This is a genomic window from Symploca atlantica LB2515 (genome assembly GCF_052546295.1).
Map to the genome: position 1 here is coordinate 2527524 of NZ_JBQWMT010000001.1, position 11730 is coordinate 2539253.

Sequence of the window (11730 nt, forward strand, 5' to 3'; positions counted from 1 at the left end):
AATCGAGAATAAAGTGACATTACAATTATTCGACAGATACCAGCTTATAATTAGCCAAATTTGGATTAATAGTGTTTTTCTAAGTAAAGGAAAATTATGGTACTAATTACTCAGAAAAACACTACTATATTGACAAAAAAATAATAATCTTGACAAGTTTTTATTAACAGACACATGTGATTAAATTGGCGATTACTAGACCACCATTTTCATTTCTGGAAATATTTATCATTGTCCGACGTTTGTCAGACACTCTTACTATCACATGATAAGACGATTAACTGATTACCAACAACTTAATAGCTAGATTTTGTGTATAGTTTGTTTAAATATGTGTCTTAAAACACTAAATTACTATCCAAGGAACGCTGTGGCTCCCCAGTGGGCACTTTCATCGTGTTAATTGAGTTTAGCTTTCCCCATATCTTAGAAAGAGAACTACCTCCAACGATCTCAAAAGTTCCGAGTAACTGAAGATGAAGAAGCTAATCAATAACCCAGACAACTTTGTTAGAGAAAGTCTAGAAGGGATGGCCGCAGCCCATCCAGAATTGATTAAAATTCACTTTGACCCCCACTTTATTTACCGTGCTGATACTCCCTTACAGAACAAAGTTGCCATTATTTCTGGTGGTGGTAGTGGCCACGAACCCATGCACGGTGGCTTTGTCGGTATGGGGATGTTAGATGCAGCTTGTCCCGGCGAAGTTTTTACCTCCCCTACCCCTGACCAAATGCTAGAAGCAGCCAAAATAGTTAACTCTGGTGCTGGTGTACTCAACATCGTCAAAAATTATAGCGGTGACGTGATGAATTTTGAGATGGCGGCTGAATTAGCTTTTTCAGAAGGCATTCAGGCACTAAACATCCTGATTGATGATGATATTGCGGTTAAAGATAGCCTTTACACTCAAGGGCGTCGGGGCGTGGGAACCACCATCCTTGCCGAGAAAATTTGCGGTGCAGCTGCACAACAAGGTTATAACTTAAAACAATTAGCAGACCTCTGTCGCAAGGTCAATATGTCTGGTCGTAGTATGGGCATCGCCTTAACTTCTTGTACTCCTCCAGCTAAAGGCAGTCCCATATTTGAGCTAGGGAATCAAGAAATAGAGGTGGGTATTGGTATTCACGGAGAACCAGGACGTCAACGCATAACTTTCACTTCAGCAAATGAGATGACGGAAATACTGGCTACCTCGATTATCGAAGACTCAGCTTATAGCCGTATATTACGGGAGTGGGACACACAAATAGGAGAATGGGTGGAGGTAGAATTGACTAACCCGCCTTTGCGGACTGGGGATAGCGTTCTTGCCTTCGTGAACAGTATGGGTGGCACTCCCCTTTCTGAGTTGTATATTGTTTACCGCCAACTGGTCAAACTCTGTGAGCAAGATGGTTTGAAAATTGTGCGTAACTTAGTTGGCCCTTACATCACTGCTCTAGAAATGCAGGGATGTTCGATTACTTTGCTCAAAATGGATGAGGAGCTGATTAAATTATGGGATGCGCCCGTAAAGACTGCGGCACTGAGGTGGGGAGTGTGAAAATATAGCAACCCTATTTAATTGTCATGCCAAGGGGGAGGTGGGGAGCATCTCATGTAGGATTGCTCTTCAATTCTCTATTTGCTGTTTTCAGCAGTACGGGGGTTGTAGCAGATAAATAGCGATGTTGGGATAAAATTTTTCTGGCAAAACTGCCCAGAGAGAGTGTTTGATTATGGTCACAAAACAGCAAGTTTTACAATGGTTGCAAGCAGTTGTGGTGGTACTGGAGCAGAATAAGGATTACTTAACCCAACTAGATGCGGCAATTGGTGATGCTGACCACGGTATCAACATGAACCGAGGATTTCAAAAGGTTGCCAGCCAACTGCCAACTCTTGTAGACAAAGATATCAGTAATATTTTCAAAGCCGTCAGCATAAACTTGATCTCTAGTATTGGTGGTTCTAGTGGGCCGCTTTATGGCACTTTATTTCTACGGGCAAGTACGGCAGTAGCAGGGAAGCAGGAACTTACGGCAGAAGATCTGGCGGCGCTACTCCGGGCAGCGGTTGAGGGTGTGGTGCAGCGTGGCAAAGCAAATCTGAAAGACAAAACCATGCTGGATGCCCTCTCACCAGCAGCAGATGCTTGTGGACAAGCTGTAACTGCGGGTTGCTCTACATTAGAAGCATTGCAACAGGCAGTACTAGCAGCGGAGGAAGGCATGAAAAACACCATTCCTTTGGTGGCGAAGAAAGGACGAGCTAGTTATTTAGGAGAACGCAGCATTGGTCATCAAGACCCAGGAGCCACTTCATCATATCTAATTCTTAAGACACTACTAGAGACTGTAGAAGAACCTCTTACTTAATTAAAATCTGATTAGAACCTCAAGGGTGCGGGGTATCTCTGCCAAAATACCTTATGGAAAAAATCGAAGACTTTAGCCTCTCTTGTCCAATTCCTATCCAACAATACCCCAACGTCTTGCTTGCCCATGGTGGTGGCGGCAAGTTGATGCAGCAGCTGATTGAACGAATGTTCCTGCCCACTTTTGGCAGGTTTAACGGTGTCTCCCATGATGCCGCCGCCCTTAATCTTCCTAGCGGTAAGATTGCCCTGACAACGGATTCCTATGTAGTCAACCCCCTATTTTTTCCTGGTGGTGATATTGGCTCAATGGCAGTTCACGGCACAGTTAATGATTTGGCAATGGCCGGAGCACGTCCTCTTTACCTGAGTGCTGGTTTTATTCTCGAAGAAGGGCTATCAATGGCAACCCTTTGGCAGATCGTGCAATCGATGCAACAAGCTGCTCAGAAAGCTGGGGTGCAGATTGTCACTGGTGATACTAAGGTGGTGGATCAAGGTAAGGGGGATGGCATTTTTATCAACACGACTGGCATTGGCATCATTGAACATCAGCAGCAGATAGCCCCCAACAGTGTCCAACCTGGAGATGTCTTGTTACTCAACGGAGATCTTGGCCGTCACGGTATCGCCATCATGGCGGTAAGAGAAGGATTGGAGTTTGAGACAACCATCGAGAGTGATTCAGCACCCGTTGCCAGTTTAGTATTACAACTCCTCGATGCGGGAATTGAAATCCACTGTCTGCGGGATTTGACCCGTGGGGGTTTGGCAAGTGCTCTCAATGAGATTGCCTCAGCTGCTGATCTCAGCATTAGCATTGAGGAAAAGCAGATTCCAGTAATTGAAGATGTTCAGGGAGCTTGTGAAATTCTCGGTTTCGATCCCCTTTATGTAGCTAACGAAGGCAGATTTGTGGCTTTTGTACCCCCAAAAGATGCCGAGAAAGCCTTGGAAATTATGAGAGGACATCCTTTAGGGAGACAAGCTTGCCGCATCGGTAGTGTTGGCACTGCTACTGGCATAGTGACGATGCACAGCAGAATTGGGGCAACGCGCCTAGTTGATATGTTGAGTGGGGAACAATTACCGCGTATTTGTTGAGCAACTCACAGCGCCATCAACACCACAGAGGAACGTGCCTCCAGCCGATACCGATATCCCGCTACCGCTGGTGCTGCCGGGAGGTTACAACAATCAGCAGGTGCAGGCAAAGCAGTATCAACAATGCGGTGCCACTGGTTCTTACTCGGCAGGGGCGGCAAATCAAACGTCAGAGGTTCCCAGTAAGCATTCAACATGACATGGAGATACTCGCCGCTTGCTGGATGAGACAGTGCAAAAGCTAAACTGTGGGAATCATCGCCCCAATCAGGCTGTCCTAGACGAGTCCCATGCCAAATAATATGGGGCTCCTGAGTCCCGTTGCCAGTAACCAAGATCTTCTCTTGCTGAAAGATTTCTCTTGTCTGGATGAAGTGAATTAACTCCTTGACAAAATGCAGTATATCTGAGTTTTGTTCTAGTCCACTCCAGTCAAACCAACTCAGTGGATTGTCCTGACAGTAGGCGTTGTTATTTCCCAGTTGCGATCGCCTCACTTCATCGCCCATCAGCAGCATCGGTGTACCCTGGGAAACCAGTAAAATGGTCATGAAATTCTTAATCTGCCGTAGACGCAAGGCTTCTACTGCGGGGTCAGTCGTTTGTCCTTCCTCTCCACAGTTCCAGCTATGATTGTCGTTGGCTCCATCGCGGTTGTCTTCGCGGTTGGCTTCGTTATGTTTGTCATTGTAAGAAACTAAATCATTGAGGGTGAAGCCGTCGTGACAGGTGATAAATTGGATACTGCGGTTGGGTTCGCGGTCTAGCTGCGGATAAATATCAGGACTGCCCAGGATACGAGCCGCTAAAGAGCTAACAGTACCAGCATCACCTTTGACAAAACGGCGCACGTCATCCCGGAAGGGGCCATTCCACTCGGTAAAGCGATCGCCAATGAAGGAACCAACCTGGTAAAGTCCAGCAGCATCCCAGGCTTCGGCGATGATTTTAGTTCCGGCCAAGATGGGATCGGACTCAATTAGCCACAAAATTGGCGGGTCTTCCAAAGGGCGGCCAGTCTTACTGCGGGACAAAATAGAGGCCAGATCAAAACGAAAACCATCAACGTGCATTTCGCTTACCCAGTAACGCAAGCAGTCAATAATTAAGCGACCGACAATTTCGTGATTAGCTTTTAAGGTATTGCCGCAGCCACTGTAGTTACTGTAGTAAGTTTGGTTTTCTTCTAGGATATAGTAAGCTTGGTTTTCCAAACCCTTAAAAGAGAACGTCGGCCCGTTTTCGTTACCTTCTGCTGTGTGGTTAAAGACCACATCTAAGATAACTTCAATCCCTGCTTGATGAAGCGCCTTGACCATATCACGGAATTCTTCTACTGGGCCAAGGGGATCACGACGGGAACTGTAGCCCCGGTGAGGAGCAAAAAAGGCAATGGAACTATAACCCCAGTAATTTATCAGACCTGGTTGCACATCCTGTTCATCAAACTCATGTACAGGTAGCAATTCTACTGCCGTCACCCCCAATTCTTTGAGGTATGGTATTTTCTCTACTAATCCGGCATAGGTGCCTCGCCGTGCCGCAGAGACGCCAGAATTGGGATTACGGGTAAAACCACCAACATGCATCTCGTAAATCACCGTCTTGGCGTAGGGAATGCACAGAGGAACATCTTCTTCCCAATCGTAAGTACTGGAATCCACGACAACGCCTTTGAGGGCTTGGGCGCAGTTATCGCCGGGACTAATCGCGGCTTCACGGCTGTAATTTTCTATATTAACAACTGCCCGTGCGTAAGGGTCGAGTAGTACTTTAGTGCCGTCAAAACGATTACCTTGTTCTGGGTCAAATGGCCCGTCAGCCCGGTAGGCGTAAATTTGCCCTGCACCGATGCCTGGTACAAAGGCGTGCCAGTAGTAGAAGGTTTTGTGATGTTTAGGGTCAAGTTGAATAATACGCGTCGCTTGGGGGGCTTCAGGGTCGTCAAAGAGCAACAACTCCATCGCCGTAGAGTTTTTAGAGAAGATGCAAAAATTTACTCCTCCGTGGCAGACGGTAGCGCCTAGGGGAAAACTTTGACCTGGTAAGACACCGGGATTCATGCCCTAGACTCCTCAATTTTTAGTTGTATGGTTTTTGATTCTCCATCTCAGCATCTTGCACCATGCTTATTGGGGCAGACCAAGATTATCAAACAGGTACTTTACCAAATTATGACTAAATACACAACCAACCAAAGTCATAACCACCTAACTTGAGTATTGATTTCTAGGCAAAACCATAGAGCCCCCCTACTTCTTTGTTGAAACCCAAATTGCTATTGAATCAATTTGATTTAGAAGTCGGGGAGCCGTCAGAAATCATGCCACTATTCAGCAATGCCGAAAATTAATGGTGACAGTGGAAAATAGCGTCAATCTAAAACAGTCTTAGACAAAAATAAAGTCTGCTGCCAGGATGACATCGCTGGTGTTTGCCACATAACCAATTAAGTCGCCTTGGTAGAAGATATCAGTAGTTCGTGTCTCGTAATTATTCGAGAGCAAGTAATCTTCGACACTACCGTACACTTGGATTTTGTCGCCCTCGCTCCAGTTAAAGTCAGTAATAGTGGCATAACCTTCCCCTTGATAAAAGGCACCTTGATAGGTGTGACCGAGTACGAAGGTGTCTGCACCTAAACCACCGCTTACAGTATCAGTTTCACCGCTGCTGTAGCTATAGTCGTAGGGAGCATCATCTGCGTAGGTTGTGTCTTTTCCGGAGCCAAACAAGGTGTCATTACCTTCGTCCCCTTGAAGGTAATCATTTCCCGACTCACCGAAAAGAGCATCGTTGCCTAAGCCACCGCTTAAGGTATCATTTCCGTCATAACCATACAACGTGTCGTCACCAGCATCACCGTATAGGAGATCATCTCCCATCCAAGCATCGAGCTCGTCGTGACCATCACCGCCGTAGATTATTTCGTTGCCTTCGTGACCAATAACATGGTCATCCCCAGGCCCAGCTTCAACTGTATCATCGCCTTCTCCGGGGTAGATAATATCACCACCATCTTCACCGAAGATATAGTCGTTGCCAGCTAAACCTTCAATCAAATCACCTTCAGTCGAGCCATACAAATAGTCGCCTGATTCAGTGCCAGTAAACTGAGACATGGTTTTTTGTTCCTGATTCTAGAGTGTTTCTGCCAGATGTACCCTTTTAATAGATGGCACAGGATTACTTAACTCAGCAACACTCTTGCAGTAGAAATACCTCCAGTAACCAGGCACTCTTATCTAGGATTCTGCGCCAGCACTGACCTAGCAGACGTAGGCGAAACCAGGCATTACAGGAGACAGCAGCTCTATTCTCCCTTAGCTATCAATCCCATCGGAGTTTCCTGCCAACTCATTAGGTTACGTATCTGCTTAATTTCAGCTAATGTAGAATTTAAGCGACTCTGAAGTATTTGCGGGGAAAGGTTGGGTTCTTCCATCAAATTTTCTAGAGAAAGGTGGATGTTGCCTAGGAGAGTTTGTAATTCGTGGCTTTTGATCGTTGTTAGGTTGCGCTGAGTGGTCTTGAGAACTTCGGGCTGTTGTGGCTGGGTATGAGCATTGCTAGCATTGGGAAGTCTACCTGTTTCGGCTTCTAGTTGCTTGATTGTCTGCTGCAAGGTTTCAATAACCCAATACATTTCTGTTGGGTCAAAGACTCGCAACAGGCTAGTCTGGGTAATCATACCTAGACCTTTTCCCCAATTCCAATTCCCCAATCGTCCAATCCGCCAACTCTAAACCTGGCACCCTACAAAAATCCCGTTGATTGCGCGTAACAACTATCCCTTTTACAGATTGAAACTAGCTCTTGTGTCATTAACTCTGTGCTGCTGGGTGATTTTGTCGTGCCTAACCAGTAACTTCTCGCTAATGGAGTAAGCGAAGCAAAGCTTAGTACGGAGGTTTCATTAAACTGTTGCCAGAAGTCTACTAGAAGAATTGGGCAATTACACCGCCAGCAAGCCAGATATAAGAGACGATAGCTAACCAAAAGAGTATGCGTTCAATGATGCTTTGCTTGCCACCACCGTGATGATGTTGGTGTTTACGACCCTGGCTACCACCGAAGCGCAGCCAAGCAAGAACGCCTGTTATGGCCAGAAAGATAAGATTGAGCCAGAAAGTATAGTCAATTGCAAAGCGCTGTGAATCGGTAGTGCTCCTACCTCCGCCTTGAGGCAACAGTCCCAAGAAGGAAAAGCCGTAATGCATGACAATTGCTGTGGCAACAAGTGCTAGCAGAAAGACACCGAGGATATACAGTGCCATCTTCCAGCCGTAGTATTTAGCATTAATGCGAATTACTGGAAAGACTACCAAATCACTAAAAATAAAAGCCATAATTCCGGCAAAGCTAACACCATTGCTAAATAGAACTGAAGCCAAGGGAATATTGCCCATTGAACCAATGAAGGTGAAAAAAGCGGCCAGGGGCCCTACCAAGGTATTTTCCAGTACAGCTAGAAATCCTGGATTATTGCCTTGTCCTGAACCGATAAAGAGAAATTGAAAGAATGAGCGTGGTACAAAAGCCGCGATGATACCTGCTACTGTAAAGCCAATGGTGACGTCTTTCCAGACCATCTTCCATTCCATAAAGTAGCGTTTCGCAACCTGTCGCCATCCTTGTTTGCTCTGAATCTTTTCTTTCCAATCAGGGATTTCTTCCGCATCGCTCTCGTTTTCTTCTCCTTCTCGTAGTCGCCGACGTGCTTTTTTAATCAACTTATTAGGACGAGTAAAGCGAACTACCAGCCACATAAAAATAATTAAAAGAATGCCGCCAAGGTACTCACCCACGACAAACTGCCAACCGAGAAAGATAGCAATAATAAAACCAAGTTCAATAACAAGATTAGTCGAGGCTAATAAAAAAGCTAAAGAAGGGATAAATCCAGCGCCTTTCTTAAACAAAGATTTTGTTGTTGCTAGGGCGGCAAAGCTACAAGAACTAGAGATAAAGCCAAAGAATGTACCAAGGGCAACACTACCTTTTCCTGCCTCACCCATCGTCTCTTTCATGCGTTCGCGGGTCACAAAAACTTGGATTGCACTGCTGATAATGTATCCAAGAATAAATGCCCATAATGCTTTCCAAAAAAAGCTTAGTGAGGTTAGCGCTGCCTCACTGTAGAGTTGCCAGAAGTTGGCGTTGTTCATGACAAATATTTATTTGATTAAATTGCGATAATGCTCAAGAAACATTAACTTGATCGTTTCAAGTCTTCACTGTTTTTGAGGAGAGGATAAAGGAAAATTTGAACTACTTGAGGAATAAAGCGCGATCTTCTACTCATAAAGCCAGCAGCAGTCGAACATACCTGAGCGCAATCTACGACAGAGGCGCCCACATTCAGGCATACCACCAAAACACTCATCGACACAGTCTTCACATTCGTCAGCACAGTGAACTGCAATGTCTACGTTAGATTGAGGTATTTGGTGAGGCATAGGAATTATCTTGATCGAACTATGGCCTTCACTTTACAGGGTCGCTAGTGAGATTACCTCTTACTAACGGAGTATTGAAAGTTTCTAACCTTTGAAAGACATCGATTTCATGCTAATTTCATTTTCGTATGTATTGCTGCTCTTAAAAGTCCCAATGGGCAATAATTACGTAAACCTGAGTCTGAGGTAATTCAAAAGTACCTCTTATAGTTAAAAATCCCCCAGGCTTTTGCTGAAGGATTATCAAGAAATTTGTAATTGACAATAAAACAGACGCAAACAAATGAGGGAAGTACGCCAGGTTTATTCTTAATGATACATAAGTATCAAATCTAGATACTTATCTGCTACAGAAGTTAGAAATTGTGGTCAGAATTAAGCAGTTAAAAAAGAGCCGTCAGCTATCAGTCGCTCAGTTAAATTCCCACTTAACTGTTTCTAACTGAACCTCCACATTGTGTAACCGTTTCATTATATTCCTGCCAAATAGTGTTTGTTGGCACCAAGAAAGGTTTTTCTCGCAATATGAAGTTTAGAGTACTCGCTGAAGGATTGAGGTTATATGTTAACCTGATTGGCCCTAAAACGCTGGGGATGTTAACTTTGCCGATGTACGGGTTATTGGACTCAGGTTCATAGTTAATTTTTTTTCCTGATTCTAGACCTTCTGTTCGCTGTTCGCCTGCTGTGAGAATGCATTGTAGAACTGTTGGCGTAACATTATTATACTGACGCTCTGATGAAGCAGCAGATACAGTTTCTGGAAAAATAATTCCTACACTCAAGGCACAGGTTAATGTAGTCAATTTTGCTGCAAAACGCAGTTGGTTAGAAGTAATAAAATCCATAAAAAAATGCTCTCTGCAAACTTTGACAAAAAAACACTATTTTTTGGTTAGCATCTTGCTGACTAGGTGACCATCCTCCATATTAATGATGCGATCAGCAATATCCAAAATTCGGTTATCATGAGTCACTAGCAACAGAGCAGAACCTTGTTCTTTAGCTAGTCGTTGCATAAGTTCCACAACTGTTCGACCTGTCTTACCGTCTAAGGCAGCAGTAGGTTCATCAGCTAATACCAATCTGGGACTGCTTACCAAGGCACGAGCAATGGCTACCCTCTGCTTTTGTCCCCCTGAGAGCTTTTGAGGATGCAAATCAATTTTGTCGCCTAATTGAACAGCCTCTAGTACTTCTTCTGCTTTGGCTTTTGCCTCCTGTTCAGGAATGTCCTTCCATAGTTCTAGGGACATTTGTACATTTTGGCGAGCTGTTAAGAACTCCAGTAAATTGTGAGCCTGAAAAATATAGCCAATGTGCCGACGTACTTGTACTAGTTGTTTTTCGTTAGCACCGCGAAGTTCCTGATTGAGAAACTTCAGACTCCCTTCTTGTACAGAACGCAAACCACCAATTAAAGTCAGTAAAGTGGTTTTTCCAGAACCCGATGGTCCCGTCATGATCACAATTTCTCTGGGTTTAACTTCTACATTGATATCAAACAAAATTTGCTGCCGTAATGGCTTAGCACCTACGTAGTAATTGAGGTTCCTAATAGAGACGATACTGTCGGAGTGCATCGGTTGATTAAGCTCAATAAAAAAACTTAGAAAATATCAGCTGGGTCTACAGACCGTAGTTTATTCATAGCCAGAGCTCCCGAAAGGCAACACATTAAAATGGTTGACATTAACACCATAAATGCTTGACCAAAATGCATGACAAACGGCAAGTGTGTACCAACTTCGGCAATATCGTATAGACCTAAAGAAAGAGCAAATCCTGGTATGTAACCTAAAACTGCTAGAAGTACAGCTTGCTGGAATACCACAGTTAGTAAGTAACTATGAGCGTGTCCCATAGCTTTGAGTGTTGCGTACTCAACTATGTGGCTAGAAATATTACCGTAAAGCACTTGATAAACAACAACCACACCAATAACAAAACCCATCGTCACCATTAGCTGAAAAGCAAAGCCGATTGGTGTTCTGACATTCCAATATTTTTTTTCAAACTCGCTAAATTCTTTGCGGGTAAAAATTTTGATGTCTTTGGGTAGGCTGGTTTCTAGGGTATTGCGCACTTTGTTAATATCAACTCCGGGTTTAAGTTTAATTAAACCTATGTCTATATTTTCGGCTCTCCGGTAATCAAAGGTATTCAGAAAAGTTGATTCACTGACAATTAAATTGCCATCAACACCAAAAGAAGCTCCGAGAGAAAACAAACCACCAATTTTCAGTCTATGAGCAAGGGTTAAGTCATTGAAGGGAGAAATTTCAATTTCGACTTTTTCTCCTCGGACAACTTTTTCGGCAATTGGACCAAATTCTGGTCTAGAACTACGGTCAAAAAGAGCGATATCTGGAATTGTTAGTTTGCCTAAATTTTGATTGACGTCGGGTAAGTCAAAAGTTATTTTACCCAGGTCTAGACCAAAAACAAATATAGGGTTTTTTTGACCAGTTGTAATACTTTTAGATTTACCAAACTCCTGATAAACCGGAGTGACAGATTCTACCTCTTGAAAGCCGAGTGTTTGGTACAAACGCGATCTAGGGAAGCTTTGCGGTGAGGTCAAAGATAAATATTGAGGACTAGTTACAAATAAGTCGCCTCGCAAGCTGTTATGAACCTTGGTCGCGCTCGCATAAAGAGCATCTTGAAAGCCTAGCTGCATAAACAAGAGAATAACGATAAAAGCCAAGCCAGCTAGAGTAGCCAGGAAGCGAACTTTTTTGTGAATTAGTTGTAGCCAAGCTACGGGAATACTGAGAATCATCGTTCAATTACCTCAAAAT

General features: G+C 44.0%; 9 protein-coding genes and 1 pseudogene. 3 read left to right on the top strand and 7 right to left on the bottom strand.

Features of this window, described 5'->3' with window-relative positions:
* The first annotated feature begins 476 nt into the window (after positions 1–476).
* The 3 genes from dhaK (at position 477) to hypE (ending at position 3467) form a co-directional block, all read left to right on the top strand.
* Positions 477–1550, top strand: a complete 1074-nt coding sequence (gene dhaK, locus ACT7WV_RS10590; RefSeq protein ID WP_445102871.1) for a dihydroxyacetone kinase subunit DhaK — start codon at positions 477–479, stop codon at positions 1548–1550.
* 175 nt (positions 1551–1725) lie between these two features.
* Positions 1726–2364, top strand: a complete 639-nt coding sequence (dhaL, locus tag ACT7WV_RS10595) for a dihydroxyacetone kinase subunit DhaL (RefSeq protein ID WP_445102872.1) — start codon at positions 1726–1728, stop codon at positions 2362–2364.
* Between the two features lie 53 nt (positions 2365–2417).
* Entirely contained in the window at positions 2418–3467 is a 1050-nt protein-coding gene (hypE, locus tag ACT7WV_RS10600) for a hydrogenase expression/formation protein HypE (RefSeq protein WP_445102873.1), read from the top strand.
* A 5-nt stretch (positions 3468–3472) separates the two neighbouring features.
* Here hypE and glgX read toward each other — a convergent pair whose 3' ends face one another.
* The 7 genes and pseudogenes from glgX to devC form a co-directional block, all read right to left on the bottom strand.
* A complete protein-coding gene (gene glgX, locus ACT7WV_RS10605; RefSeq protein ID WP_445102874.1) occupies positions 3473–5530 on the bottom strand; it encodes a glycogen debranching protein GlgX in 2058 nt (685 codons plus the stop codon).
* A 327-nt stretch (positions 5531–5857) separates the two neighbouring features.
* Positions 5858–6589 carry a calcium-binding protein gene (locus tag ACT7WV_RS10610; protein WP_445102875.1) on the bottom strand — a complete coding sequence of 244 codons (732 nt, stop codon included), beginning with the start codon at positions 6587–6589 and terminating at the stop codon, positions 5858–5860.
* A 469-nt stretch (positions 6590–7058) separates the two neighbouring features.
* Positions 7059–7203: pseudogene (locus ACT7WV_RS25840) on the bottom strand (CBS domain-containing protein); the annotation flags it as partial.
* A 202-nt stretch (positions 7204–7405) separates the two neighbouring features.
* Positions 7406–8635 (bottom strand): permease, encoded by a 1230-nt coding sequence (locus ACT7WV_RS10620; protein ID WP_445102877.1) that lies wholly within the window; start codon positions 8633–8635, stop codon positions 7406–7408.
* A gap of 719 nt (positions 8636–9354) precedes the next feature.
* Positions 9355–9774 (bottom strand): hypothetical protein, encoded by a 420-nt coding sequence (locus tag ACT7WV_RS10625; protein WP_445102878.1) that lies wholly within the window; start codon positions 9772–9774, stop codon positions 9355–9357.
* A gap of 36 nt (positions 9775–9810) precedes the next feature.
* On the bottom strand, positions 9811–10509 hold the full coding sequence (locus ACT7WV_RS10630; RefSeq protein WP_445102879.1) for a DevA family ABC transporter ATP-binding protein: 699 nt from the start codon (positions 10507–10509) through the stop codon (positions 9811–9813).
* A gap of 26 nt (positions 10510–10535) precedes the next feature.
* On the bottom strand, positions 10536–11711 hold the full coding sequence (gene devC / locus ACT7WV_RS10635) for an ABC transporter permease DevC (RefSeq protein ID WP_445102880.1): 1176 nt from the start codon (positions 11709–11711) through the stop codon (positions 10536–10538).
* Between the last annotated feature and the right edge of the window lie 19 nt (positions 11712–11730).

Excerpts from the sequence above, each read along its gene's own strand:
- dhaK (WP_445102871.1), top strand. The coding sequence starts at position 477 with ATGAAGAAGCTAATCAATAACCCAGACAACTTTGTTAGAGAAAGTCTA.
- dhaL (WP_445102872.1), top strand. The coding sequence starts at position 1,726 with ATGGTCACAAAACAGCAAGTTTTACAATGGTTGCAAGCAGTTGTGGTG.
- hypE (WP_445102873.1), top strand. The coding sequence starts at position 2,418 with ATGGAAAAAATCGAAGACTTTAGCCTCTCTTGTCCAATTCCTATCCAA.
- glgX (WP_445102874.1), bottom strand. The coding sequence starts at position 5,530 with ATGAATCCCGGTGTCTTACCAGGTCAAAGTTTTCCCCTAGGCGCTACC.
- ACT7WV_RS10610 (WP_445102875.1), bottom strand. The coding sequence starts at position 6,589 with ATGTCTCAGTTTACTGGCACTGAATCAGGCGACTATTTGTATGGCTCG.
- ACT7WV_RS10620 (WP_445102877.1), bottom strand. The coding sequence starts at position 8,635 with ATGAACAACGCCAACTTCTGGCAACTCTACAGTGAGGCAGCGCTAACC.
- ACT7WV_RS10625 (WP_445102878.1), bottom strand. The coding sequence starts at position 9,774 with ATGGATTTTATTACTTCTAACCAACTGCGTTTTGCAGCAAAATTGACT.
- ACT7WV_RS10630 (WP_445102879.1), bottom strand. The coding sequence starts at position 10,509 with ATGCACTCCGACAGTATCGTCTCTATTAGGAACCTCAATTACTACGTA.
- devC (WP_445102880.1), bottom strand. The coding sequence starts at position 11,711 with ATGATTCTCAGTATTCCCGTAGCTTGGCTACAACTAATTCACAAAAAA.